The sequence below is a fragment of the Streptomyces sp. NPDC034043 genome (assembly GCF_055575675.1).
In genome coordinates this window covers 245,238-270,171 of the sequence record NZ_JBVISF010000009.1, presented here as the reverse complement: position 1 = coordinate 270,171, position 24,934 = coordinate 245,238, and the positions used below count along the sequence as shown (strand labels likewise).

The following is a 24,934-nucleotide window of genomic DNA, read 5'->3' as shown; positions in this document are numbered from 1 at the left end:
ATGGACACGGTGGACAGGCAGCTCATCCAGGCACTCCGTGAGAACGGTCGTGCCTCGTACGCGGAGCTGGGCCGTCTCGTGGGCCTCTCCGGCCCCAGCGTCACCGACCGCATCAACCGGCTGGAGACGGCCGGCGTCATCACCGGCTACCGCGCGACGGTGGCCGCCGCCGAGCTCGGCCTCGGCGTCACCGCGCTGATCGGCATCTCCCTCTCCGACGCCGCCGACCACGAGGACGTGGCGCGCCGGCTGCGCGACCTCGCGGAGATCGAGGACTGCTGGTTCATCGCCGGCGACGACTCCTTCATGCTCAAGGTCCGCGCCAGCGACGTCGACGGCCTGGAGAAGATCATCCGCAAGCTCTCCGGCACCAAGGGCGTCTCGCGCACCCGCACCACCATCGTGCTCTCCACCAAGTGGGAGAACCGGGTCGGCGAGCTGCCCGAGGACGCCTGAGAGTACGGTGGGTGGCGGTTGCAGACAGGTCTGGACAGGGACAGGTAGAGGAGACACCGGCATGGACGCGGGGCTCAAGCGCGAGCTGGAGGAGAAGGTCCGCTCCGGCGAGCGGCTGACGCGTGAGGACGGCATCGCCCTCTACGCATCGGACGACCTGGCCTGGCTGGGCGGTCTCGCCCACGAGGTGCGCACGCGCAAGAACGGCGACGTGGTCCACTTCAACGTCAACCGCCACCTCAACATGACGAACGTGTGCACCGCCTCCTGCGCGTACTGCTCGTTCCAGCGCAAGCCGGGCGAGAAGGACGCGTACACGATGCGCATCGAGGAGGCCGTCCGCCTGGCCAAGGCCATGGAGAACGAGAACCTCACCGAGCTGCACATCGTCAACGGCCTGCACCCCACCCTCCCGTGGCGGTACTACCCGCGCTCCCTGTCCGCCCTCAAGGAGGCGCTGCCGAACGTCTCGCTGAAGGCGTTCACGGCCACCGAGATCCACCACTTCGAGAAGATCTCCGGCCTCACGGCCTCCGAGATCCTCGACGAGCTGATCGAGGCCGGTCTCGAATCGCTCACCGGCGGCGGCGCGGAGATCTTCGACTGGGAGGTCCGCCAGCACATCGTCGACCACGACACCCACTGGGAGGACTGGTCGCGCATCCACCGCCTGGCGCACGCGAAGGGCCTCAAGACCCCGAGCACCATGCTCTACGGGCACATCGAGGAGCCGCGCCACCGGGTGGACCACGTGCTGCGGCTGCGCGAGCTCCAGGACGAGACCGGCGGCTTCCAGGTCTTCATCCCGCTGCGCTACCAGCACGACTTCGTGGACATGAAGGACGGCAAGGTCCGCAACCGGCTCCAGGCGCGCACCACGATGGCCACGGGCGCCGAGGCCCTGAAGACCTTCGCGGTCTCGCGCCTCCTGTTCGACAACGTGCCGCACGTGAAGGTCTTCTGGGTGATGCACGGCGTCCAGACCGCCCAGCTCGCGCTCCAGCACGGCGCGGACGACATGGACGGCTCGGTCGTCGAGTACAAGATCACGCACGACGCGGACAACTACGGCACCCCGAACAAGCTGGGCCGCGACGACCTCCTGGAGCTCATCCGCGAGGCGGGCTTCCGCCCGGTCGAGCGCAACACGCGCTACGAGATCATCCGCGAGTACCCCGGCCCGGACGCCTCCCTGCGCGAGTCCCCGCAGGCGATGCGCGTCTGACCGAGCGACGCCGCGCCGACGGGAGCCCCGGTCCCCACCGGACCGGGGCTCCCGCGCGTCCGGAGGCCTCCGGAAACCCGTTGCCCACCGCCTTCGGTAATAGATATTCTGCATCAATGACCCTTACCTTCACCTTCGATCCGGTCGTGGACCCCGCCCTGCGCGAAGGCGTCGCGCAGCTGTGGACCGAGGTCACCAACGCCGACGGCGCGGTCGGCTTCGTCCCGCCCGTCACCGTCGACGACATCCGGCCCGCGCTGGTCAAGCACCTCGTCGCGCTGGCCGAGGGCCGTCACCGGCTGCTGGTCGGGCAGGACGCCGAGGGGGCGGTCCAGGCCGTCGCGTTCCTCGCCTTCGAGGCGCACCCGTTGCGGAAGCACTGGGTCTGGGCTTTCACGGTGATGGTCGCCCCCGCCCTCCAGGGCCGGGGCGCGGGACGGGAGCTGATGGCCGCCCTCGCGGACGCGGCGCGCTCGCTGGAGGGGATCGAGGCCATCCGCCTGGAGTGCCGCGGCGGGGTGGGCCTGGAGCACTTCTACGCGGCCTGCGGCTACAAGGAGGTCGGCCGGGTGCCCGGCGCCATCCGCGTGGCCCCCGGCGACGACCGCGACGACATCACGATGCTGCTGCCCTTGCACTGACCCCACCGGGCCGCAGCCGGGCCCCGGCGTGCTTCACTGGACGGGCACGTGCCGACGTAGAAGAGAGGGAGGGGTCACCGTGGCCCTCAAGCCGAGCGCGACGATCCGCTACACCGCGATGCGCCTGGGCATCTTCGTCGGGTGCCTGGTGATCGTGGCCGTCCTGGTCAACCTGGGCTGGGTGCCCGCCGGTCTGGGCGACGCCAACTTCGCCTGGGTCGTGCTGCTCGCCCTGGTGATCTCCGCCCCGCTCTCCTTCGTCCTGCTGCGCAAGCAGCGCGACGAGATGTCCGCGCAGATCTCCGGCCGCGTCGCGGATGCGAAGCAGAAGCTCGCCGCGAACCGCAGCCAGGAGGACGCGGCCGACGACGCCGCACGCGCGTGAGCCGAGCTCGGCGGAGTCCGAGCTGAACTGAGCTGAGCTGAACTGAGCTGAGCTGAGCTGACGCCGGGCCGGCGCGGAGCCGGTTGGCTTCGTCACAGCCGCGCCGCGGTCTTCCGTCCGCCGATGCGCCCCAGCGCCGGGAACTCCCCCCGCCACGCTGGGGCTTCGTCGTTCCCGGGGTCCGGCGCTCCCCGGCGGGCCCACTGCCGCACGATCAGTTCTCAAAGCATCTCTTTGAGATTCTCAAAGCAGGGGTGTTAGCGTGTTCACCATGTTGACCGCAGCCGCGCACCCGATGAGCCAGAGCGTCCTGCTCGTGGCGCGCCTGCACGTCGACTTCTGCCGCCGCGTGTCCGCGGCCTGTTGCTGTTGCCGCTGAGGCTCCGCCAGCAGCGGTCCCCGGCCGGCCCGGCCCCTTTTCCGGCTGCCGCCGTACCGCACCCCTTGCAGAAACCTTCCGCCGTACGTCCGTGCGTCCCCCGGAGAGTGTCGTGTCCGCGTCCCCCCAGGCCCAGGCTCCCGCCAAGGCCCCCTCCACGTCCTTCAAGTTCCCCTTCTGGGCCCAGATCGTCACCGGCCTCGTGCTCGGCGTCCTCTTCGGCTGGCTCGCCCGCAGCCAGGACGTCGGCTGGCTGAAGACCACGCTGGAGCAGGTCGGCGACATCTTCATCCAGCTCCTCAAGCTGGCCGTCGCCCCGCTCGTCTTCTTCGCCATCCTGGTGTCCATCACCAACCTCCGGAAGGTGAACAACGCCGCGCGGCTCGCCTCCCGCACCCTGCTCTGGTTCATGATCACCTCGCTGATCTCGGTCGGCATCGGCCTCGCGATAGGCCTGCTGACCAACCCGGGCGCCGGCACCGGCCTCACCCCGGCCGACGGCAAGGAGCCCAAGCGGCACGGCTCCTGGATCGACTTCCTGACCGGCATCGTGCCGAAGGACATCGTCACGCCCTTCACCGAGCTGAACGTCCTCCAGATCGTCTTCCTGGCCGCCGTCGCCGGTATCGCCGCCCTCCAGCTCGGCAGCAAGGCCCAGCCCGTGCTGAACCTCGCCGAGTCCGTCCTGGAGCTCCTCCAGAAGGCCCTGTGGTGGGTCATCCGCCTCGCCCCCGTCGGCACCGTCGGCCTCATCGGCACCGCCATCGCCAGCTACGGCTGGGACCTCATCGGCAAGTACGCCACCTTCACCGCCGACATCTACATCGGCTCGGCGCTCGTCATGTTCGGCGTGTACCCGCTGCTCCTCGCGACCGTCGCCAAGGTCAACCCGGTCCAGTTCTTCAAGGGCGCCTGGCCCGCGATCCAGCTGGCCTTCGTCTCCCGCTCCTCCGTCGGCACCATGCCGGTCACCCAGAAGGTCACCGAGCGCCTCGGCGTCCCGAAGGAGTACGCCTCCTTCGCCGTCCCGTTCGGCGCCACCACCAAGATGGACGGCTGCGCCGCGATCTACCCGGCACTCGCCGCGATCTTCATCGCGAACATCTTCGACGTGCAGCTCGGCATCAAGGAGTACCTGCTCATCGCCTTCGTCTCGGTGGTCGGCTCCGCCGCCACCGCCGGTCTGACCGGCGCGACCGTGATGCTGACGCTGACCCTCTCCACGCTCGGCCTGCCGCTGGCCGGCGTCGGCCTGCTGATGGCGATCGACCCGATCCTGGACATGATGCGCACGGCCACCAACGTGGCCGGCCAGGCCGTCGTCCCGGTGATCGTCTCCGCCCGCGAGGGGATCCTCGACAAGGAGGCCTACGCCTCCGCCTCGTCCTCCCCGCTGGACGAGCCGGCCGCCGCCTCCGCCGCGGCCCCGGTGCCCGTCGCCGCCTGAGCCGGCGCACGAGGCGCGACGCACGCCGAACGGGCGGGGGCGCCCCGGATCATCGAGATCCGGGGCGCCCCCGCGCATGCCGCGGCCGGGGGACCGTGCCGCCTTACGCTTCCCGGCCGCCGGGGCCGGTCGCGAACGCCAGCGGTGGCGCTATCGCCTGCGCGTCCGCTCCCTCGCCCACCCACAGACCGATGAACAGCGCGGCCGTCGCCTCCAGGAGCCCCGCCCGGTCGAGACCGCCGCCGGACACCGGTTCACAGCCCACGTCCCGCACCAGCCCGTGTACGAGCGCGAGGGCCGCCTCGTCGTCCCCGCAGACCGGTACGGCCAGCGGCCGCGTGCCGAAGACGGGCGGCCGCATCCGCCACACGTCCTCGTGGCAGAGGTTGAAGGCCTTGACCACGTGGGCCCCCGGAGCCGCCGCGGCCAGTCGCCGCGCGGCCGAGGGGCCCTCCCCGGTCAGCAGCCGGAAACCCGCCCCGATCGGGTTGGAGCAGTCCAGCAGCACCTTCCCCTCCAGGACCCCGCTCAGCTCCCGCACCACCTCGGCCCCCGCCCCGAAGGGCAGCGCGGCCAGCACCACCCGACCGGACCCGGCCGCCGTACGCAGGTCCGCGGACCGCGCTCCGCCCCCGATGCGCGCCGCGAGCCGCTCCGCCTTGTGCGCGTCCCGTCCCCCGATGACCACCTCGTGCCCGGCCCGCACCCAGTGGGTGGCGAGCGCGTCGGCCATGTTGCCCGTGCCCAGTACGCCGATTCTCATCACGTGTTGCCCTTCGTGCCTGTTCGGACCGTTCGCATCGACGCTAGAAGGCCGTTCGGGCACCATTCGGTACGTGACGACCGAAGCCTTCCTCGCCGACTGCCGCGCCCGCCTCGGCTTCGACCTGCTCTCCAACACCTGGAACGCCGTGGTGATCTGGGGACTGCGCGACGGCCCGAGCCGGCACGGCGACCTGCGGGAGCGGATCGGGGGCATCAGCTCCAAGGTCCTCACCGAGACCCTGCGGCGGCTGCAGTCCAACGGACTGGTCGACCGGCGGGTGCGCCCCGACGCCGGCTCACGGGTCGAGTACCGGCTCACCGACCTGGGCCGCACCCTGCTGGCGCCCATCGAAGCGGTCGGCGCCTGGGGGTTCGCCTACGGCGACGAGGTCATGGCCGCCCAGCACCCCGCCACGGACCCCGACTGACCCCCGGATTCGCTCCGTCAGGCCAGTTTCCACACCCGGACGGTGGCGTCCTCGCTGCCGCTGGCCAGGGTCGTGCCGTTCGGGCTGAACCCGACCGAGCCCACGGCGGCCGCGTGTCCGTTGAGGGTCGCCCGGTGGGCGCGGGTGGCGACGTCCCACAGCCGGACGGTACGGCCACCGCCGCTGGCCAGTGTCCTGCCGTCCGGACTGAACACCACCGACCGGACGGCGCTGTTGTGGCCGCTGAGGGTGGCGGCGGCGCTGCCGGTGCGGATGACCGGGTCCCAGAGGCGGATCGTGCCGTCGGCGCTGCCGCTGGCCAGGAGCCCGCCGTCGGGGCTGAAGGCCACCGAGGCCACGGGTTGGGTGTGACCGGTGAGGGTGGCGGTGGCTTTGCGGCTCGGGAGGTTCCACAAACGGATGGTGCCGTCCTCGCTGCCGCTGGCGATGGTCTTCGCGTCGGGGCTGAACACGACCGAGGTGACCGGCCGGGGGTGACCGGCGAGGGTCACGGCCGGCTGCAAGCGGTCCACGAAGTCCCAGAGGCGGATGGTGCCGTCCTCTCCCGCACTGGCCAAGGTGGTGCCGTCCACGCTGAACGCCACCGCCCGGACCGGGGCCGTGTGGCCGGTCAGGACGCCCGCTTCGGCGAGGCCGCCGACGTCGTAGAGGTGCAGGAGACGGTCGCTCCCGGCCACCAGGGTGGTGCCGTCGTTGCTGAAGGCCAGGCAGGCGACGGGCTTCTCGAAGCCGGGGAAGGGGTCGCTGCCCCGCCAGCTGAGGGCGTCCCACAACCGCAGGCTGCGGTCGCCGCCGCCACTGGCCAGGATCCTGTTGTCGGGGCTGAACGCCACCGCCCCCACGGGACCGGTGTGGCCGGTGAGGCTGCGCGCCAGCCGCACCCCGCCCGCGCCGGGCGCGCCCGCGTCCTCGCCGCCGCCGGTCAGCCGGAGCAGGGCGTACGTCCCGCCGCCCGCCCCCGCCAGCAGCCCGAGCCCGAGCCCGCCGAACAGGACGCTCCGGCGGCCCGGCCGGGCGCCCGGGGGCCGCAGGTCCAGGGTGGGTACGTCGGGCACCCCGGCGGGGGCGGCCGTGCCCCTCAGCATCGCGCGCAGCCGCTCGGCGACGGCCGGGGCGTCCGGCCGGTCGGCGGGCTCCTTGGCCAGCAGCGAGGCCGCCAGCTCCACGAGCGCGGGCGGCACGTCCGCCCGTACGGAGTCCAGGGGCGGGGGTTCCTCTTCCAGGTGCATCCGCATCAGCACCCAGGCGTGGTCGGTGCCGGAGAACGGCGGCGCACCGGTCAGCAGCGCGTACAGCACGCACCCGAGGGCGTACACGTCGCAGCGCCCGTCGGCCTGCTCGCCCCGCCACTGCTCCGGGGCCATGTAGTGCGGCGTCCCGAACACCTTGCCGGTCGTGGTCAGCCCGCTCGTGGTGTCGGCGGTGCGGGCGATGCCGAAGTCGCAGATCTTGAGCCGGCCGTCGCTGAGGAGGAAGAGGTTCCCGGGCTTCAGGTCCCGGTGCACCACCTTCTGCGCGTGCGCGGCGGCCAGCGCCTCCGCCGTCTGGAGCGCGAGATCGAGCGCCTCGGCGAGGGCGAGGCCTTCGCCGGGCGAGGCGGCCAGGCGGTGGGCGAGGTCCTGGCCGTCGAGCAGCTCCATCACGAGGAAGAGCCGGTCGTCGTGGTGGCCGATGTCGTGCACGACGGTGATGCCGGGATGCTGGAGCCGCGCCCCGATGGCCGCCTCGCGGCGGAACCGGCCCAGCTGCTGCTCGGACGCGTCGAAGGCCAGCAGCACCTTCACCGCCACGGCCCGGCCCAGCTCGACGTCGAAGGCCCGCCAGACCTCGCCGAAGCCGCCCTGCCCGAGCGGCACGTCCAGCCGGTACCGCCCGGCCAACTGCTCCCCCGGCTGCATCCCGCCCCCTGGGCCCCGTTCAGCTACTGCGCGTGCGAGGGGTCATTGTGCCGCAAGGAACCCCGCCCAGGCGGTGGCGCCGAAGGTGAGGTGGGGGAGGGCGGTGTCCTTGGAGTCGCGGACGTGGATGGCGGCGGCAGTGGTGGCCACCTCGACGCAGTCGTCGCCCTCGCTGCTGTCGCTGTAGCTGCTCTTGAACCAGTCGTGGGCCACCTCGACGCAGTCGTTGATGTCACCGCTGTCGCTGTAGCTGCTCTTGAACCAGTCCAGGTCGGCATTGCGGGTCATGTCTCTCCTAGCAGTTCCTCGATGAACGCCATCGACTCTCGCGGAGTGAGCGCCTGAGCTCGGATGATGCCATAGCGCAGTTCGAGGATCCTGAGCTGCTTCGGGTCTGAGACGGGACGCCCGTGAAATGCCCCGTCCGACCGGCCGACTGCGCTGCCGTCCGGGAACTTCAGCACCTGGATACGTCCGCCCATACCGGCGTGCTCCTCGACGTCGGTCGGCATGATCTGGAAATCCACGTTCGGCAAGTGGCTGACCGCAAGCATGTGTTCGAGCTGTCGACGCAGAACCATTGTGCCCCCGATGCGACGGCGAAGGGTGACCTCTTCCTGGACGAAGCTGAGAGTCGGTCCGGGGCTGCGGTCGTATATCGAATGGCGTGCCATGCGGGCGGTCAGGATCTGATCCATCTCGTCTGGCGAATAGGCCGGCCGTCGCATCCCGAACAGCGCCGACGCGTACTCGGATGTCTGAAGCAGCCCGTGGATGTTGTGGCTGCTGTACACGTTGATCTCGACCGCCTTGGCCTCCAGCTTGGCCAGATCCCGCACCTTCTTCGGGTAGCGGACCTGCTCCATGTCCGCCTTCATCGCGGCGATCTGGCCGCCCGCGCTCAGGACCTCGTCCGCCCTGTCCAGGTACTCCGAGCGCGGGATCCGCTTGCCCGACTCGACCTTGCGGACCAGGTCCTCCCCGTACCCGATCTCCACCCCGAAGGCGGCGGCCTTCATTCCCGCCTTCTCCCGCCAGGTCCGCAGCTGGCGGCCAAGCGCCGCCAGGACCGCCGCTCCCTGTTCGTCCTCGGGGTCGACCTCCCAGCCCGCGTCTTCCGTACCGTCGTTGTCCACCGTCATGCGTGCCCCACCTCCGACGCACCGAATACCTCAACGCCCCCTGCCCAAGCGGCCGTCAGGACAGCCGGGACAGCGCCGGACAAGCGCGGGACAAACCCCGGACGCACCGGCGGTACCGCTTCTCACGGTAGTCACGGCGGCCCACGCTGGGTGATGTGACGACTCAAATCTGGTGCTCTGCACATCAGTTCGGTGTCCGGCTGCCCGCCACGCCCCGGGGTGCCCGACAGGCGCGGCAGCTCGTGGTGGAGATGCTGCACGGGTGGGGGCTGCCCACGGAGGATCCCGGGCTGATCGTGGCCGAGCTGGCGGCCAACGCCGTGACCCACGGGCGGGTGCCGGGGCGGGACTTCATGGTGGTGCTCAGCCTGGAGGGCGGGACCCTCCGGATCGCGGTGGCGGACACCTGCCGCGACCGGATCCCGGTTCTCCGGGAGGCGGACGCGAGCGCTGAGGGCGGCCGGGGTCTGGCCGTGGTGGAGGCGCTGGCCGACCGGTGGGGGGTGGAGCAGGGGCCGCCACCGCGCAAGGCGGTGTGGGCGGAGGTGGACCTGCCTACAGGCGGCACGCCAGCAGGATCGTGACCGGAGCCGGGATCACCGCGATCCAGCCCGCCCAGCGTCCGGCGGCGGCCAGCGCCGGGCGCCGGCGGAGCAGCAGGCCGGCGAGGGCGAGCAGCGGGGCGGCCGTCCAGGAGGCCAGCCAGAACACCTTGACGACCGCCACGGTCCCGGGGTGGACCTGCTCGGCCATCCCGGCCAGGGCCCCGAAGAGGAACGCCACCGGGATCAGGGCCATGGCCAGGGCCGTGGCCCACGCCAGTGCCGTGCCGGACGCGGGGGAGCCGGGGGTCTGGGTCTCGTGCATGGGGTCCAGCCAAGCGGCCGCGGGGGGCGGGGCGCCTGCGCCCGCGTACTCAGGATCCGTGGTCCGCGTACTCATCCGGGACGCGGCCCGACGGGACCCGGCGACCCTCGACGTAACCACCTAAGTACCGGGTAAATCCACCCAACCCCCCCTCCGGCCCCCCGCTCACTCACTCGGGTGAACTCTGCCAACTCGGCTGGCTTTCGGGACGGTTGGCGGGCATATGCTCGCCGCACAACAACAGACATGAGACGGCCCCCGCCGGGACTGGCATCCCGGGCGAGGGCCTGACCAACTAGGAAGAAGCCCCTTCCCGATGGTGTTCAAGAAGCCTAACGCGCCTGTGCGCGCGTCGTCCCGCGTTCGCGCCGGGACCGTCCCATCGGGTGTCGTCCACGTCAACGTGCGGCACACCGAGAACTACGTCGTGATCGGCAATCACCTCGCCCAGCACGGCGCCCTGTCGCTGGTGGCGATCGGACTCGCGGTGTACATCCAGTCGCTGCCCGCCGGTACCAGGATCGGCATCAAGGAGCTCGCGGCGCGCTTCCCGGAGGGGGAGGTGCGGATCGCCGCCGCGCTGCGGGAGCTGGAAGCCGCCGGGTACCTGGAACGGACAGCCGTACGGACACCCGAGGGCAGGCTCGTGACCCGGACCGTGTCCTACAACCACCCGCGCGGCACCGTCCCGCCGCAGGACGATCCGCCGCCCCCGCCGCCGGCCGGACGGGCCCCCGAGCCGGATCCGGAGCCGGAGCCAGTGGCCGCGACGGCCGCCGAACCGGAGCCGGAGCCCGCCCCCGCGCCCGTACCCGTACCGGACCCGGAGCCGGCACCCGCGCCGCCCCCGGCGGCGACGGCCCACCGGGACGCCGCCGACCTGCTCGCCCGGCTGCGCGATGACGACCCCCGGCTGCTGCTCTCCGAGCGCGACGTACAGCGGCTCGCGCCCGACCTGGCCGCCTGGCTGGAACGGGGCGCCGAACCGCAGGCCGTACGCCTCGCCCTGGCCGCCGACCTGCCCCACGACCTCCGCAGCGCGGCCGCGCTCATCGCGTACCGGCTCAAGGCGGGGATCCCGCCGCACCTGCCGGTCGCACCGCCGCCCACCCTCCAGGCCGTCCGGCGGCCCGACCCGATGCAGAACTGCGACGGCTGCGACCGCGGCTTCCGCGCCCCCGCCCCCGGCCGGTGCCGGGACTGCCCGCCGGAAGCGGCCCTCGCCGCGTAGCGGCCCGCGCGCCGCGTCAACCCAGCGCTGTCGTAGGCGCGTTGAGGTGCGAGGATGGCGGCAGGTTCCGAACGGTGGGAGGCGGCATGGCCAAGGAATTCCAGGTGACGTACGACTGCGCCGACCCGGGCGCCCAGGCGGTGTTCTGGGCCGAGGCGCTGGGCTACCGCGTCCAGCCGCCGCCCGAGGGGTTCGCCGACTGGCCGGAGGCGCTGACGGCGTGGGGCGTGCCGCCCGAGCGGCACAACGACCGGTCCGCGATCACCGACCCGGAGGGCAAGGGGCCGCGGGTGTTCTTCCAGAAGGTCCCGGAGGGAAAGACGGTCAAGAACCGCATGCACCTGGACGTCCGCGCCGCCCCCGGCCTGACCGGCGCCGAGCGGATGGACGTGCTGGAGGTGGAGGCCACCCGGCTGGAGGGGCTGGGGGCGAAGCGGCTGTACCGGCTCGAACCCAACGGCGTGGACGAAGGGATGATCGCCATGGCCGACCCGGAGGGCAACGAATTCTGCCTGGACTGAGGGGCAGCGGCTGACCCTCCGGGCCGGCCCGGCCCGGGGGATCAGCCGTTCCCGTCCCGGGGCGGCGCGTAGTCGAGGGAGCGCCAGATCCGCTGGGCCCAGGCCAGGTCGGCGGCGTCCTCGTGGGTGCAGAAGACCCGGGCCGCGCTGCCGGAGGCGTGGACGGCGAAGCCGTAGAACTCGTGGCGCTCGCGGCCGTGGTCCTGCGGGGTCATCCAGAACGCGTACCGGACGCCGTCGGCCGTCGCCTCGCGGGCGCGCTGGACGGGCCGGGTGTCGGGGGCGCCCGAGAGCAGGGCGGTCAGGAAGTCCTCCGGGGCGCGGCCCGGGACGTCGTCCAGCATCAGGTTGACGGCCGCGGTGCGGTGCGGGCCGGTGAAACGGTCCGTGCCGTCGGCGAAGGAGGCGGTGAGCCCGGCGGTGCGCAGCACCGACCAGTGGTCGCCGAGGTCGGTGCGCACGTCGACGGGGAGCTGGTACGGGAAGCGGCTGAGGACCTCGTCCCGGTCCCAGACCTCCGTCACCACGCGGGTGGCCACGGGGTGGTGCACGGCGGTGACGACGGGCAGTTCGTCCGGGTCGGCGACCGCGGCGGTGACCGCGGCGCCCATCAGGTCGTCGCCCCACGGCTGGACCAGGTTGGCGTACGTGCCCCGGAAGGAGAAGTCAGCGTAGCCGGGCTCCTCCCACAGCTCGTGGGCCCGCCGCAGGGTGGCGTCCTCCACCTCCACCCAGGTCCCGAGGACCAGCTCGGTGTCGTGGGTCAGCCGCACGGGCAGCAGGCAGCGTATGTAGGAGCCGACGCCGTCCACCCGGAGCAGGGCGCGCACGCCGAGCCGGTGGAAGGCCTCCTCGGGCAGGCCGAACGCGGCGTCGGGCAGGTGGTAGCCGAAGTCGAGGCGCCGCTCGTCGGAGAGGGCGTCACCGCAGCAGGAGCAGGCGGGAAGGTGCGTCGTCACCCGTTCAGCCTAGGGGTGGGGGGCCGGTATCAAGCGGCCGCTGCCTGGCGGAGCTTTTCCGTGGCCTGCGCGGTGACGGCTTCCACCAGCTTCGACGAAGATGACCGGTCAGGTGATCCGGGCCCCGGCTCGTGCCGGAAGGGGCCTGGCCGCCCGCTCGCACCCGAGGTGGCGGGCCGGGCCCGCACTCGTGCGGGCCCGGCCCGGCGTTCAGGAGCCGTGGGGAGCGGGTCAGTCGGTGCAGTACCTCTTGATCGCGGAGTCGAACGCGGCGGTGTAGGCCTTTGTGTAGGCCTCGTCCGCCTTCTTCTTGGCCTCGTTGTCGGCGGTCAGGCCCTGGAAGTTCTTCAGCTTCGGCTTCGGCGCGGCGTCGCAGGCACCGGACTTTGCCAGCGCCTGGCCATCGGTGAAGCCCTCACGGCTGCCGCGCTGGCGCTCGTTGTCGATGAAGTTCTTGTTGACCGCGTCCTGTGCCTCCTGGCCGCCCAGGCAGGTCGTCTCGGCCCCACCGGTCTGGGAGGCCTTGTACTTGCCGAGGGGCAGGTCGGCGGCGCTGAACTTGCCGTCGGCGCCCGCCGTGACGAGAGCCCCGCCGTCGCCGTCGGTCTGGTCGACGGTCACCTTTCCCTTGGCCTTGTCGAAGCCTTCACCGGTGACGATCACCTTGGTCGCGTCGCCGGCTTTGGCCTCGACGAAGCACTGGGCCGTGGGTGCGGCCTGCGGGGCCGTGGCCCATGCGGCGGTGACCGGCCCGACGGCGAGCGAACAGGCCACGAGGGGGATGAAGAGAGTGGTACGGGTGCGCTGGTTCATGTCGTTCCTCACCTTGGGGGGCGGGAGAGGGGGCGTGAACCGGGGCGGGGTCGGCACCGCGAAGGGGGGCGCCCAACGGCACGCGGTCCACACGAGGGAGCGGCGGGGCGGGTGCGCTCCAGGCGCGACGACCGGCCCCGGAGGCAGTCCGTCCCTTCCATGCTGCCCCTTCCGCCCGGACCTGTCGACCGGAGGCCACGACACCCCGCCGGTGGCCGCTCGCACCGCCAAGAACCCGCTGAACCGCCCTACGGGCCAGTGCCGTTGCGCCACACCTCCGCCCGGGCGCGTCGGCGCGCGGGCGCATAAACTGGTGTCGTCACGCCCTGCGCCCGTCCCGGGTTCCGGCACCCGCCCACGGGCCTGGGTACCGCCCGTGGGCCGCGCCCGGGTCGAGACATCCGGGCCGGGCCGGATCCACCCGTCCGAGAGGACGACCATGACCGGCCACCTCCGGCGGCGGGCGTTCGGCCCGCTTGCCATGTTGTCCGCACCCGCGCTGGTGCTGCTGGCCGTCGCGCCCGCCGGCGCCCTGCCAATGGCCGCCACGGCGACCACCACGACCACGGCGACCACCACGACCACGACGGTGAGTGCGCCGACGGTTTGCCACGGGCTGTCACAGGGTCAGGACCCGTACCACCGTGGCTGCCGCGAGGGCTACCTCCAGGGCTCCAGCTCCGGCAACCGCGACGGCAAACCGCCCATCTGCCAAAAGATCCTGCCGCCCTTGGTCCCGCCCAACCCCACGCCGTACGTACAGGGCAAGGCCGCGGGCTACGCGTACGGGTACAACCAGGCCTACGCGAAGTCGGCGGCCGCCAACAAGGCCGCGTGCGCCGCGATGAACAACCCCCAGCCCCCCAAGCCCCCACCGCAGCCGCAGCAGCAGACCCAGGAGAGCATGTTCGCCGCGGGGAAGTCGTCCGGCGAGGCATGGGGACGTGACGAGGGGAAGGCGTGCCTCCTCGCACGCACCCACGCCCGGCTGATGCCGCCCAAACAGCCCGACCCGCTGGTCCTCGCCTTCCAGAACGGCTACGCACTGGGCTACGACACCGCCTTCGACGAGGCGTACCGCCAGAACTGCCTGAACAGGTGACCGTGTGGTGATTGCGAGGTAGGACGATGACGATGCGACGCGCTGCCGTCGTGACGGCGGTGGTACCGCTGACCCTGCTGTGCGTGTGGACCGCCCCGCCCGCCGCGGCGGCCAGCACCCACACCATCACCGTGAGCGGAAGCCTGACGGTGTCGGACGCGCCGGGCATCACGACGAACCGCACCACGAGGACCATCCCCTTCACCAGAATCGCCAAGTTGAGCCACGACAGAACGAACGACACGCTGACCGCGGAGTCGTGCGTGGGCGGCGAGACCAGGGGTGTGCTGAGCGTCCAGATCCAGATCAGGGAGGACGAGACGGCGGTGATTTCCCCCACGCTCCGGCTCTACGAGGGCTCGGACTGTCGCACCAACGACCTCGACGGCGAGGACCAGGGCATTCAGCAGGGCTTGAGGCCGGGGAGGAGCCTGACCAACTGGGGGCTGTCCGCCGAGAACGGTGAGGCCGGCTCCGACGACTACGCCCGGGTGAACTTCAACGTGAAGCACCAGGGCGGCACCGGTATCGGCGTCGGCAGTCCGGCCGAGCCGTCGAACGTGGTCGCCACCAGGGAGGCCGACCCCACGAGCGTGCGGGTGGAGTGGAGCGACGCCGCGACCGACGAGACGCGGTACGAGATCTTCAACAGCAGCCTCCAGCAGGCCAAGGGAGTGTCCGCGAACGCCACCTCGTTCGTCTGGACGGGGCTGCCGCTGGGCAAGCAGTGCTTCCAGGTACGGGCGGTCAACGACGTCGGTCCGTCGGACTGGACCCCGGTCAGTGCCAGGTCCGAGTGCGTCTGACCCCGCAACGGTGGGAGTCGGTACGAGGGGCGGCTGAGGATTCCGGTCGGCGGTGGGGGTCCTCAGCCGCCGGTCCGGCTTGTCACGGTCCTGTCACAAGGGTGAGTTGAATGTGTTCAAAAGCTGGTGGTGTGCCCCTACGCTGAGCCCTCCGCAACAGGGGAGGGACCGATGTCCGAGAACGCCGAGAACGCCGGACAGGCGAAACCGGGCGGGCCCGCCCAGGCTCCGCTTCCGCCGGCTCCGACTCCGGCTCCAGCTCCGACTCCGGCTCCGCAGCCGCCCATCGCCCCGGGCCTGCCCCGGCACGACCCGGCCGCCTGGCACGCCTGGCGGATGCAGCAGTTCCAACTGCAACAGCAGCAGGCCCGGGAGGCGGCCGCCGCGCGGGCGGCGAACTCGATGTGGCGGCGGATCCGGCCCGCCGAGGCCGCCCCGATCGACACGGCCACCCTGGTCGCCGTGCTCGCGGCCGGACTCACCACCGCCGTCGCCCTCGGGGACGGCATGGGCCCCGGGCTGCTGCTCGCCGCGCTGCCCGCCATGGTGGCCGCGTACGCCTCCGCCCGCGCGGCCGGGCGCAAGGCCCGCCCCTGGAGCCTGCTGTGGGCCGCCGGCTGCGTGGCGCTGCTGGTGGTTCCGGCGCTGCGGGACTCCGCCTGGCCGTCCACGCTGGCGATCCTCGCCGCCGTACTGCTCGCCGCGCTGGCCCTGCACGGAGCCGGCCGGTGGCCCGGCGTACTGCTCGCCCCGCTCGGGTTCCTCGACAGCGCCGTCAGCGGCGTCGGCTGGGCCTGGGCGGGCGTGCGGGCCCGCGGCGGCGGCGCGCGCCGCGGGCGCTGGCTGCCGGTGCTGAAGGCGGCCCTGGTGGCGGTGGCCCTGCTGCTCGTCTTCGGGACGCTGTTCGCCTCCGCCGACGCGGCCTTCGCGGACCTACTCGGCGGGCTGGTCCCCGAGGTGTCGGTCGGGGACGGCCCGCTGCGGTTCCTGCTCTTCCTGGCCGGCGCGGTCCTCGCGCTCGCCGCCGCCCGCACGGCGGCGGCCCCGCACCGCTGGGACCGGGTCAAGACCAGTCAGTGGAAGGCGCGTTCGCGGGTGGAGTGGAGCCTGCCGCTGATCGTGCTCAACCTGCTCTTCGCCGGGTTCAACGCGGTACAGCTGGCCGTGCTGTTCGGCGGCTACGACAAGGTGCTGGAGAGCACGGGCCTCACGTACGCCGAGTACGCGCGCCAGGGCTTCTGGCAGCTGCTCTGGGCCACCGTGTTCGTGCTCGGGGTGATCGCGCTCGCGCTGCGCTGGGCACCGCGCGGCGGGGCGGGCGACCGGCGCCTGGTCCGCTCGGTGCTGGGGACGCTGTGCCTGCTGACGCTGGTGGTGGTCGCGTCGGCGGTGCGCCGGATGGACCTGTACGTGGACGCGTACGGGCTGACCCGGCTGCGGCTGTCCGTCGTCACGATGGAACTGTGGCTGGGCCTGGTGCTCGTGCTGCTGATGGCGGCCGGGGCGGTCGGCGGGCGGTGGCTGGCCCGCGCGGTGGTCGGCAGCGCGGCCGCGACCGTACTGGCCTTCGGGCTGCTCTCGCCGGACGGGATCATCGCGGAGAGCAACGTGACCCGGTACGAACAGGACGGCAAGCTCGACCTGAACTACCTCCGCGACCTGTCGGCGGACGCGGCCCCCGCTCTGGACCGGCTGCCCGAACCCCAGCGCTCCTGCGCCCTGACCGGGATCCGGGACGAGCTGCGGCGCGCCGGCGACGCCCCCTGGTACGCCACGAGCCTCGGCGAGTACCGCGCCCGCGAGATCCTGCGCGAGCGCCCGGTGACCACCACCTACCAGGAGTGCAGGGTGCTCGGGGTGTACAGCGGCCCCAACCCGTGACCGGATGACGGGACTTCGGGGTGAGCTGGCCGTGGACATGCCATGATGACGGCCGGTTCGCCCCGTCCCGCCCCAGGAGTACCCCGTCGTGCGGATATCCCGGTTCCTCGCCCCCGTCGCCGTCCTCGGCGTCCTCGCCCTCACCGGCTGCGGGGGTGGTGCGCGGGCCGACGCGAAGGCGACCCCGGCCGCCGCCTCCCTGCCGCCGGCCACCGCGACGCCCACACCGTCGACGACCACGGCCGCGCCGGATCCGGTCATGCCCGGCCTGACCGGCCGGACCGTGCGGGACGCGCGCCAGGCGCTGGCGGCGCTGGACGCGGTCAAGGGGCGGATCACGGACGCCGCCCTGCACAAGGACGTCACCCTCCCCCGGGATCACGACGGCTGGTACGTCTGCGAGACCGGCCCGGCGAGCGGTGCGCCGCTCCAGGCGGGCACCACGGTGACCCTCAGGCTGGCGCAGAAGTCCGGCGACTGCTCCGTCGGCTTCCACGGCTACCTGGACGAGAAGAACGACCCGGCGTACACCCCGCCCAGGACCGCCGCCCCCACGCCGGAGCCGGAGCCGGCGCCCGCGAGGACCAAGCCCGCGGCGGGCGGCAGCGGCGGAGGGGCGATGACCGCCTGCCCCGACGGCAAGAGCGGCTACGCCTGCACCTCCAACGGCCACCCGGTGGTGGACGGCCAGTTCTGCCCGAACGCCGACCGCGGCCGCACCGCCCGCGCCACCAACGGCACCACGGTGACCTGCTCCTACGACCCCAGCGTCAAGCCGTACCGCTGGCAGTAGGCACCCGGAGGGCCGGTGGAGCCCGTCAGGCGCGGGAGTAGGAGCCGATGCCGACCAGGCAGTACACGTACTCGTTGATGACGCTGCCGTTGATCGTGTACTGGTACGAGAAGCCGTACTCCGTACGCGGGTTCTCGTCGCAGCGGCTCATGTCGCTGGTGCCGGGGAAGCGCTGGATGACCCGGTAGTGGGCGTCGGGGGCCGAGCAGGAGACCTCGTCGACGTCGACGGACTGGGCGACGGTGGAGTCCGGGAGCCGGCCGTTGAGGCAGGTGCCCGTCTCGAAGGGGCGGGGGGCCCGCGTGGTCGGGGTGGGGGCCGGCTCGGAGGTCTCCTCGTCCGCCGACGGGGTGGAGGCGGGCGGGCGGTACGTCGGCGGGCGGTAGGTCGGCGCGGTGTACGTCGGCCAGGGGTCCGGGGTGTCCGTCGGGGAGGCCGTCGGGGCCGTGGACGCCGTGTGGGAGGAGTCGTCGTCGCCGACCGCGAGGGAGACGCCGACGATCAGCGCCGCCGCGGCCCCGAGCAGCACCAGCCACCCGACGGCACCGCCCTTGCGCGCCGGGACGGCCGGGACGGCCGGGGCCGCGGCCGGCGGCGGTGCCGGCGGCCCGGAAACCCGTATGCGCAGCAGGACTTCGGCCCCGGCGACACGGGCCCGGATGAGGTCGCCGTTGCGGGCCGGGGGTATGCGCAGCCGCTGGGGGCCGTCCGGCAGTGGGACGGAGACGAGGACGCCCGCGGCGGCCTGGGCGGGGGTGAGCGTCAACTCGATTTCCTGGGACGGCGGCACGGCTGCTCCTCGGGGTGGGGGCGGACCCACCGCGATTCTGCCCCTTCACCTCCCGGGGACGCAGGCGTTCCGCGATGCGGGGCCGTCCCGGGGCCGGTGGCCCGCGGGTTGGCGTGTGCGCGCCTCGGGGGCATCCCGTCGACGTGGTGTGGAGCCGGCGGGGAGATGGCGTACGAGGGGTGTTCGCGGGAGGCGGCCGTGCGTAGATTACCGGCGGTAACCCGCGCCGACCGAGGAGAACGCCGTGGACGCAGCCGCGCCGAAGCCCGTCGAGCCCGTCGAGCCCGTCAAGACGATCGTGGGCGGGGTGGTGCGGGAGGTGTCCGTGCCGGCGCTCGTCGGGCCGGCGACGAGCGGCTCCCTCGGGGACATACCGTTCCAGAACGCCCGCGAGGCCCCCCGCGAGGCCGTGCTCGCCCGCAAGGAACCCGACGGCACCTGGCGCGACGTCACCGCAGCCGAGTTCGCGCGCGAGGTCCTCGCCGTCGCCAAGGGGCTGATCGCCGAGGGGCTCGCCGAGGGCGACCGGCTCGCCATCATGGCCCGGACCACCTACGAGTGGACCCTGCTCGACTTCGCCGGCTGGGCCGCCGGGCTGGTCACCGTACCCATCTACCCGACCTCCTCCGCCCTCCAGGCCCGCTGGATCATCCACGACTCCGGGGCCGTGGCCTGCGCCGTCGAGGACACCGTCCAGGCGCGGCTCATCAGCGCCGAGCGCGCCCACCTCCCCGGCCTCGCGCACCTGTGGGAGTTCGACACCGGCGCGCTGGCCCGGCTCGCCAAGGCCGGGGAGCACCTGCCCGACGCGATCGTGCACGCGCGCAGGGCCGCCCGTACCCCCGAATCCGTCGCCACCCTCGTCTACACCTCCGGCACCACGGGCAGGCCCAAGGGCTGCGTGCTGACCCACGGCAACTTCCACGCCGAGGTCGACAACGCCGTGGAGCTGCTGCACCCCGTCTTCCGGTCCGTCAGCAGGGACCCGGCCTCCACGCTGCTCTTCCTGCCGCTCTCGCACGTGTTCGGGCGGATGGTCGCCGTCGGCTGCCTGCGCGCCCGGGTGAAGCTGGGGCACGCGCCGAGCATCAGCACCGACGAACTCCTCGCCGACCTCGCCGGCTTCCGGCCGACCTTCCTGCTCGCCATCCCCTACGTCCTGGAGAAGGTCTACAACACCGCCCGCGCCACCGCCGAGCGGATGGGCCGCGCCTCCTCCTTCGACCGGGCCGCCCGCATCGCCCAGCGATACGGGGAAGCCGCCGAGGGCAACCCGCCCGGGCTGGGCCTGCGGGCCGCCCGGGCCCTGTACGACCCGCTCGTCTACCGGCGGATCCGGGCCGCGCTCGGCGGCCGGGTGCGCTACGTCCTCAGCGGCGGCTCACCCCTCGGGCGGCGCCTCGCCGCCTTCTACACCGGCGCGGGCATCGACGTCTTCGAGGGCTACGGCCTGACGGAGACGACCGCGGCCTCGACCGTCACCCCGCCCCAGCGCCCCCGGCTCGGCACCGTCGGCTGGCCCCTGCCCGGGACGGCGGTGCGCATCGCCGACGACGGGGAGGTGCTGCTGCGCGGCCGGCACGTCTTCGCCGGGTACTGGAACGCGGCCGCCCACCAGCCCGGGCAGTGGCTGGCCACCGGGGACATCGGCGAGCTGGACGCCGACGGGTACCTGACCATCACCGGCCGGAAGAAGGACCTGATCATCACCTCCGGCGGCAAGAACGTCGCCCCCGCGCCCCTGGAGGACTGGCTGCGCGCCCACCCCCTGGTCGGGCAGTGCCTGGTGATCGGCGACAACCGGCCCTACGTCGCCGCCCTCATCACCCTGGAGCCCGACGGTCTCGCCCACTGGCGGCAGATGCGCAAGAAGCAGGGAGTGCCCCTGCGCGAGCTGGTCACCGACCCGGAGCTGCTGGCGGAGCTCCAGCGGGCGGTCGACGAGGCGAACAAGCTGGTCTCGCGGGCCGAGTCCATCCGCCGCTTCACCGTCCTGCCGGCGGGGTTCACCGAGGAACGCGGCCACCTGACGCCCTCGCTGAAGCTCAGGCGCGCCGCCATCGCCCGCGACTACGAGCGCGAGATCGACGAGCTGTACCGGGCGCCCCGCACGGCCTGACGGGGGTGCCCGGCGCCGCCTGACCGGGCGCCCCGCACCGCCTGACGCGGGCGCCCCGCACCCGGTGCCCCGGCGGGCGGCTCCGGGGGGCGGGGGCGGCGCGGCCCGCTTATGGTGGGCTGGGCCGACCGGTCCGGGGGGCGACCCGAGGAGGGCGCATGCCCCGTCACCGCCTCCGCCCCCGTACCGCCGCCGGCGCGGCCTGCGCACTGGTCCTGGCCGCCTCCCTCGCGGCCGTCCCCGGACCGCCCCAGGGCCCCGCCCGGAGCCCCGCGCCCACCGCCGGACCGCGCATACGGTGGGGGGACTGCCCCCTCGAACGCGTCCCCGCGGCGATGCGGTGCGCGGAGGTGACCGTCCCCCTCGACCACGCCGACCCCGCCAAGGGCACCACCCGGGTGGCGGTGGCCCGCATCCCCGCCACCGCGCCCGGCCGCAGCCCCCTCGGCTCCCTGCTGCTGAACTTCGGCGGCCCCGGCGGCCCCGGGATCGCCGCCCTGGCCGCCGACCCCGAGCTCTTCGCCCGCCTGGGCCAGCGCTACGACCTCGTCACCTTCGACCCCCGCGGCGTCGGCCTGAGCTCGCCCGTCTCCTGCGGCGGCTCCCAGGAGGCCGGCGACGAGGTGCCGGGCGACGCCGCCTCCCAGCTGGCCGCCCTGCGCGCCGTGGCCGAACGGTGCGCGCTGCACTCCGGGCCCGTGCTCCCGTACGTCGGCACCGTCAACGTCTCCCGCGACCTGGACCGCATCCGCCACGCCCTCGGCGACAAGAAGCTCAACTACCTCGGCTTCTCCTACGGCACCCGGCTCGGCGCCGTCTACGCCGCGCAGTTCCCGAAGAGGACCGGCCGGATGGTCCTCGACGGGGTCGACACCCTCACCGAACCGCTCACGGAGCAGGCCCTGGTCTCCGCCCGCGGCCAGCAACGGGCCCTGGACCACTTCCTCGTCTGGTGCGCCCACCGGCGCGACTGCGTCTACGGCAGCAACACCCGCACCGCCCGGGAGAAGGTCGAGGCCCTGGTCGAACGGCTCGACCAGCACCCGCTGGTCGGGGACGACGGCTCGCACTTCACCGGACAGGACGTGGTGGGCGCCATCGCGGCCGCCCTGTACTCCAAGAGCCAGTGGCCCGACCTCGCCGAGGCCCTCGCCCGCGTGGAGCGCGACCGCGACCCCGTCGCCCTGATGGAACTGGGCGGCCCGGCCGAGACACCGCCCGACGACGGCCCCACCCGGATCCCCGACGACAACGCCTCGGCCGCCCGCACCGCCGTGAACTGCGCCGACGACCCGGACCGGAGCAACGACGAGGCCACCCCCGAGGCCATCGCACAGGAGATCGGCGACCTCCGGGCCGACTTCCAGCGGACCTCGCCGATCTTCGGGCCGGGCCAGCTGATGACCGTGCTGTCCTGCTACGGCCGCCCCGCCGGCACCGACTTCATCCGCCGGATCGACCGCCCCGGCGCGCCCCGCATGCTCCTCGTCGGCACGCGCGGGGACCCGGCGACCCCGTACGAGTGGACCGAGGAGACGGCCCGCCGGCTCGGTTCGGCGGTGGTGATCGACCACAGGGGCGACGGGCACACCGGCTACGCCGCCTCGCCCTGCGTCCGTGACTACGTCGACGACTTCCTCACCGGCGGGAAGCTGCCGGGCGGGACGCGCTCCTGCCCCGCCGGGGAGTGAACCGGCGGGGCGGGCACGGCGGGGCGAGCACGGCGGTGCGGTCCCGGCGGGTGGTCCAGCGGGTCGGGGCGGTTCAGCAGTCGGGGCGGGTGGCCCGGCCCGCGAAACGGTCCGCCAGCCAGTCCCCGACGGCCGGGGAGTGGGTGATGACCCCGCTGACGTGCTCACCGAGCACGATGGTGTCGAACTGGACGTCCGCGCCCCGCGCGCACCACTCGGAGCGCAGCCGCCGCCCCACCGCGTACGGGATCAGCTCGTCGCCGAGCGCGTGGTACTGGAGCACGGGCGCGGCCGGGGCCTTCCCGCCCAGCCGGCTCTGGTTCAGGCGGGCCCGCCAGTCGGGCTGCGCGAGCGGGTCGCGGGTGGTCAGGTCGGAGATCCGCTTGAAGGAGCCGGCGATCGCGTCGACCGCCACGCAGTGCTCCTTCATCCCGGCCACCAGCGCCCGGCCCGCCGGGTTGAGGTACGAGTCGAGCCGCAGCTCCGGGAAGGCCGCGTCCTGGCCGGCGGCCGCCATGAAGATCAGCCCGGAGCCGAAGGAGCCGTCGTTGAAGGCGGCCACCTCCAGCAGGTCGGCGGGGACCCCGCCCGTCGCCGTGCCCTTCACCTTCAGCTCCGGCGCGTACGAACCGTGCAGCTCGGCGGCCCAGCTGCTGGCCTGGCCGCCCTGGGAGTAGCCCATGATGCCGACCGGGGTGTCCGCCGTCAGCCCGGTCCCGGGCAGCCGGATCGCGGCGCGCGCGGCGTCGAGCATGGCGTGGCCCGCCGAGGGCCCCACCGTGTAGGTGTGGACCCCGGGGGTGCCGAGGCCCTCGTAGTCGGTGACGACCACGGCCCAGCCGCGCCGGGTGTACTGCTGGATCAGGTTGGCCTCCATGGCGGTGCCGTACGGGAGGTTGTTGCTCGGCGCGCAGGAGTCGCCCATGCCCACGGTCCCGACGGCGTACGTGATCAGGGGGCGCGGGCCGGTGCGGCCGTCCTGCGGGACGATGACGGTGCCCGAGACCACGTTCGGGGCGCCGTCGGCGGTGGTCGAGCGGTAGTGCACCTTCCAGGCCCTGGTGCCGGTCGGCTGGCCGGGCAGCGGGTGGAAGGCGGACGGGGCGCTGCTGACGATGTCGCCGGGGCGGCCGGTGGCCCCGCCGTCGGCGGCGGTGGCGGAGGGGGTCACGGCCGGGAAGGCCAGGGCGGTCAGTGCGGCCGCGGCGGCCAGGGCGGTGCTGCGCAAACGCATGGGCGGAACTCCCAACGTGCGTGAGGGTGGGGGCAGGTGAGGCGAAGGTAGTGACCGACCGGTCGGCATGTCGCTGACCGGACAGCTCACCTTTCCTGACCGCGCCTCCCACCCCCGGCCCGGCACGCCGCCTTGATGCCCGCCCGCCGCGCCCGGCCGTGCCGCCGTGTCACCCGCCGCGCCCCGCCGTCACCCGCCGTCCGCACCCGCCCGCGCCCCGCCGCCCGCCCCGCCGCCTCGTCACCCGCCCGAGGAGATCCGGTACGCCCCCGGCGTCGTCCCCGTCCAGCGGCGGAACGCGCGGTGGAAGGCGGTGTCCTCCGAGAAACCGAGCCGGGCGGCGAGTTCCGCGATCGGCTCCCGGCCCTCGGCCAGCCCCGCGATCGCCGCGTCCCGCCGCACCTGGTCCTTGAGCTGCTGGAAGGAGGTCCCCTCCTGCCGGAGCCGGCGCCGCAGCGTCGCCGGGGACACCGCCAGGCACGCCGCCACCTCCCCGAGCTCGGGCAGCCGGGGCGAGCCGCGCAGCCGCCGCGTCAGGGTCCGGCGTACCTGCTCGGCGACCGTGGTCCCGTACTCCGGGCGCGACAGCAGGTCGAAGGGGGCCCGGCGCAGCATCGCGTCGAGCGCGGCTTCGTCCCGCACCAGCGGCGCGGTCAGCCACCGCGCGTCGAAGACGGCCTCGGTGCGCCCGGCCCCGAAGCGCACCGGGCAGTCGAAGAGGGTGTCGTACTCGTCGTGGTGCGGCGGCGGGGGATAAGCGAAGGCGGCGTGGACCAGCGGGATCCGCCGTCCGACGAGCCAGCTGCTGAGCCGGTGCCAGATCGCGAGCACGCACTCGGTGAGGAAGCGTTCCTCGTCCCCGTCGAAATCGTTGCGCACGCCGAACCGCGCCCGCCCGCCCGCCGTCTCCAGCACCAGCTCCGGCCCGCCGGGGAACAACCCGTAGAACACGGCCGCCCGCTCCACGGCCGCACCCAGGTCCCGGCAGCCCAGGCAGGCGTGGCACATCATCGCGAAGGTGCCCGGCCGGCTCGGGACGGCCGACAGCCCGAGGAACTCGTCCTGCGTGGTCCGGTACAGGGCGCGGAAGAGGCGCGCGAACTGCGCGGGCGTGATCCGCGCCCGGTCGTCACCCAGCAGCAGCGGCGGGATCTGCGCCTCCTGGAGCAACGGCACCAGGTCGCAGCCGGCGCGCCGCGCCCCCGCGAGCACGGCGCGCACGTGGTGCACGGTGACCGTCCGCCTCCTCATGGCTCCGAAGGTAACCCCAATGAGCGCTGCGGTCAGCGGGGGTGACGCTTCCGGTCATGCCGGGCGGGCCCCGGCCGGGCCCACCATCG

General features: G+C 73.4%; 25 protein-coding genes. 15 read left to right on the top strand and 10 right to left on the bottom strand.

What is annotated here, in order from left to right; all coding sequences use genetic code 11:
- The 5 genes from ACZ51S_RS22820 (at nucleotide 1) to ACZ51S_RS22800 (ending at nucleotide 4,533) form a co-directional block, all read left to right on the top strand.
- Nucleotides 1–456 carry an Lrp/AsnC family transcriptional regulator gene (locus ACZ51S_RS22820; RefSeq protein WP_042811055.1) on the top strand — a complete coding sequence of 152 codons (456 nt, stop codon included), beginning with the start codon at nucleotides 1–3 and terminating at the stop codon, nucleotides 454–456.
- Nucleotides 457–517: 61 nt separating this feature from the next.
- Nucleotides 518–1,681 (top strand): aminofutalosine synthase MqnE, encoded by a 1,164-nt coding sequence (mqnE, locus tag ACZ51S_RS22815; RefSeq protein ID WP_468478518.1) that lies wholly within the window; start codon nucleotides 518–520, stop codon nucleotides 1,679–1,681.
- A gap of 116 nt (nucleotides 1,682–1,797) precedes the next feature.
- Entirely contained in the window at nucleotides 1,798–2,322 is a 525-nt protein-coding gene (locus ACZ51S_RS22810) for a GNAT family N-acetyltransferase (RefSeq protein ID WP_468961826.1), read from the top strand.
- Between the two features lie 118 nt (nucleotides 2,323–2,440).
- Nucleotides 2,441–2,707 (top strand): DUF4229 domain-containing protein, encoded by a 267-nt coding sequence (locus tag ACZ51S_RS22805; protein WP_388939574.1) that lies wholly within the window; start codon nucleotides 2,441–2,443, stop codon nucleotides 2,705–2,707.
- Between the two features lie 491 nt (nucleotides 2,708–3,198).
- Nucleotides 3,199–4,533, top strand: coding sequence for a dicarboxylate/amino acid:cation symporter (locus ACZ51S_RS22800; protein ID WP_468803842.1), 1,335 nt, complete (start codon nucleotides 3,199–3,201; stop codon nucleotides 4,531–4,533).
- 103 nt (nucleotides 4,534–4,636) lie between these two features.
- Here ACZ51S_RS22800 and ACZ51S_RS22795 read toward each other — a convergent pair whose 3' ends face one another.
- A complete protein-coding gene (locus ACZ51S_RS22795) occupies nucleotides 4,637–5,296 on the bottom strand; it encodes an NADPH-dependent F420 reductase (RefSeq protein WP_468480120.1) in 660 nt (219 codons plus the stop codon).
- 73 nt (nucleotides 5,297–5,369) lie between these two features.
- Between ACZ51S_RS22795 and ACZ51S_RS22790 the strand changes: the two genes are divergently transcribed.
- Nucleotides 5,370–5,726, top strand: a complete 357-nt coding sequence (locus ACZ51S_RS22790) for a winged helix-turn-helix transcriptional regulator (RefSeq protein ID WP_468889141.1) — start codon at nucleotides 5,370–5,372, stop codon at nucleotides 5,724–5,726.
- 17 nt (nucleotides 5,727–5,743) lie between these two features.
- On the opposite strand, the gene ACZ51S_RS22785 is transcribed toward ACZ51S_RS22790, so the two are convergent.
- From ACZ51S_RS22785 to ACZ51S_RS22775, 3 genes are read right to left on the bottom strand one after another with little or no spacing between them, the layout of a single operon-like run.
- Entirely contained in the window at nucleotides 5,744–7,645 is a 1,902-nt protein-coding gene (locus tag ACZ51S_RS22785; RefSeq protein ID WP_468961824.1) for a WD40 repeat domain-containing serine/threonine protein kinase, read from the bottom strand.
- Nucleotides 7,646–7,687: 42 nt separating this feature from the next.
- Nucleotides 7,688–7,933 carry a DUF397 domain-containing protein gene (locus tag ACZ51S_RS22780; protein ID WP_468961822.1) on the bottom strand — a complete coding sequence of 82 codons (246 nt, stop codon included), beginning with the start codon at nucleotides 7,931–7,933 and terminating at the stop codon, nucleotides 7,688–7,690.
- Nucleotides 7,930–8,787 carry a helix-turn-helix domain-containing protein gene (locus ACZ51S_RS22775; RefSeq protein WP_468961821.1) on the bottom strand — a complete coding sequence of 286 codons (858 nt, stop codon included), beginning with the start codon at nucleotides 8,785–8,787 and terminating at the stop codon, nucleotides 7,930–7,932. Before ACZ51S_RS22775 ends, ACZ51S_RS22780 begins: the two co-directional genes overlap by 4 nt.
- Nucleotides 8,788–8,942: 155 nt before the next feature.
- Here ACZ51S_RS22775 and ACZ51S_RS22770 point away from each other — a divergent pair, with 155 nt between their 5' ends.
- Nucleotides 8,943–9,371, top strand: a complete 429-nt coding sequence (locus ACZ51S_RS22770; protein WP_468480115.1) for an ATP-binding protein — start codon at nucleotides 8,943–8,945, stop codon at nucleotides 9,369–9,371.
- Here ACZ51S_RS22770 and ACZ51S_RS22765 read toward each other — a convergent pair.
- Nucleotides 9,343–9,654 (bottom strand): hypothetical protein, encoded by a 312-nt coding sequence (locus ACZ51S_RS22765; RefSeq protein ID WP_468480114.1) that lies wholly within the window; start codon nucleotides 9,652–9,654, stop codon nucleotides 9,343–9,345. The genes ACZ51S_RS22770 and ACZ51S_RS22765 overlap by 29 nt on opposite strands.
- 403 nt (nucleotides 9,655–10,057) lie before the next feature.
- Between ACZ51S_RS22765 and ACZ51S_RS22760 the strand changes: the two genes are divergently transcribed.
- Nucleotides 10,058–10,885, top strand: coding sequence for a helix-turn-helix domain-containing protein (locus ACZ51S_RS22760; RefSeq protein ID WP_468961819.1), 828 nt, complete (start codon nucleotides 10,058–10,060; stop codon nucleotides 10,883–10,885).
- Nucleotides 10,886–10,971: 86 nt separating this feature from the next.
- Nucleotides 10,972–11,406: a VOC family protein gene (locus ACZ51S_RS22755; protein ID WP_468480112.1), complete on the top strand. Its 435-nt coding sequence runs from the start codon at nucleotides 10,972–10,974 to the stop codon at nucleotides 11,404–11,406.
- A 41-nt stretch (nucleotides 11,407–11,447) separates the two neighbouring features.
- Here ACZ51S_RS22755 and ACZ51S_RS22750 read toward each other — a convergent pair whose 3' ends face one another.
- Together ACZ51S_RS22750 and ACZ51S_RS22745 are read right to left on the bottom strand one after the other, a co-directional pair.
- Complete coding sequence (locus ACZ51S_RS22750; protein WP_468961817.1) at nucleotides 11,448–12,365, bottom strand: DUF2199 domain-containing protein; 918 nt, start codon at nucleotides 12,363–12,365, stop codon at nucleotides 11,448–11,450.
- Between the two features lie 231 nt (nucleotides 12,366–12,596).
- Nucleotides 12,597–13,178 (bottom strand): hypothetical protein, encoded by a 582-nt coding sequence (locus tag ACZ51S_RS22745; protein ID WP_468479788.1) that lies wholly within the window; start codon nucleotides 13,176–13,178, stop codon nucleotides 12,597–12,599.
- A gap of 439 nt (nucleotides 13,179–13,617) precedes the next feature.
- On the opposite strand from ACZ51S_RS22745, the gene ACZ51S_RS22740 reads away from it, so the two are divergent.
- The 4 genes from ACZ51S_RS22740 (at nucleotide 13,618) to ACZ51S_RS22725 (ending at nucleotide 17,760) form a co-directional block, all read left to right on the top strand.
- Nucleotides 13,618–14,280 carry a hypothetical protein gene (locus tag ACZ51S_RS22740; protein WP_468803834.1) on the top strand — a complete coding sequence of 221 codons (663 nt, stop codon included), beginning with the start codon at nucleotides 13,618–13,620 and terminating at the stop codon, nucleotides 14,278–14,280.
- Between the two features lie 26 nt (nucleotides 14,281–14,306).
- Nucleotides 14,307–15,086 (top strand): fibronectin type III domain-containing protein, encoded by a 780-nt coding sequence (locus tag ACZ51S_RS22735; RefSeq protein ID WP_468479786.1) that lies wholly within the window; start codon nucleotides 14,307–14,309, stop codon nucleotides 15,084–15,086.
- 171 nt (nucleotides 15,087–15,257) lie between these two features.
- The gene (locus tag ACZ51S_RS22730; protein ID WP_468479785.1) at nucleotides 15,258–16,967 is read left to right on the top strand and encodes a DUF4153 domain-containing protein; all 1,710 of its coding nucleotides are present in this window, start codon (nucleotides 15,258–15,260) and stop codon (nucleotides 16,965–16,967) included.
- An 88-nt stretch (nucleotides 16,968–17,055) separates the two neighbouring features.
- Nucleotides 17,056–17,760, top strand: a complete 705-nt coding sequence (locus ACZ51S_RS22725) for a PASTA domain-containing protein (RefSeq protein WP_468803833.1) — start codon at nucleotides 17,056–17,058, stop codon at nucleotides 17,758–17,760.
- Nucleotides 17,761–17,785: 25 nt separating this feature from the next.
- On the opposite strand, the gene ACZ51S_RS22720 is transcribed toward ACZ51S_RS22725, so the two are convergent.
- Nucleotides 17,786–18,550, bottom strand: coding sequence for an LppU/SCO3897 family protein (locus tag ACZ51S_RS22720; protein WP_468479783.1), 765 nt, complete (start codon nucleotides 18,548–18,550; stop codon nucleotides 17,786–17,788).
- Between the two features lie 244 nt (nucleotides 18,551–18,794).
- Between ACZ51S_RS22720 and ACZ51S_RS22715 the strand changes: the two genes are divergently transcribed.
- Together ACZ51S_RS22715 and ACZ51S_RS22710 are read left to right on the top strand one after the other, a co-directional pair.
- On the top strand, nucleotides 18,795–20,669 hold the full coding sequence (locus ACZ51S_RS22715) for an AMP-dependent synthetase/ligase (protein WP_468479782.1): 1,875 nt from the start codon (nucleotides 18,795–18,797) through the stop codon (nucleotides 20,667–20,669).
- Between the two features lie 158 nt (nucleotides 20,670–20,827).
- On the top strand, nucleotides 20,828–22,360 hold the full coding sequence (locus ACZ51S_RS22710; protein WP_468961816.1) for an alpha/beta hydrolase: 1,533 nt from the start codon (nucleotides 20,828–20,830) through the stop codon (nucleotides 22,358–22,360).
- 73 nt (nucleotides 22,361–22,433) lie between these two features.
- Here the strand turns inward: ACZ51S_RS22710 and ACZ51S_RS22705 are convergent, their stop codons facing one another.
- Nucleotides 22,434–23,594, bottom strand: a complete 1,161-nt coding sequence (locus ACZ51S_RS22705; RefSeq protein ID WP_468803830.1) for a lipase family protein — start codon at nucleotides 23,592–23,594, stop codon at nucleotides 22,434–22,436.
- A 240-nt stretch (nucleotides 23,595–23,834) separates the two neighbouring features.
- Entirely contained in the window at nucleotides 23,835–24,845 is a 1,011-nt protein-coding gene (locus tag ACZ51S_RS22700) for an AraC family transcriptional regulator (RefSeq protein ID WP_468961814.1), read from the bottom strand.
- Nucleotides 24,846–24,934 lie beyond the last annotated feature (89 nt).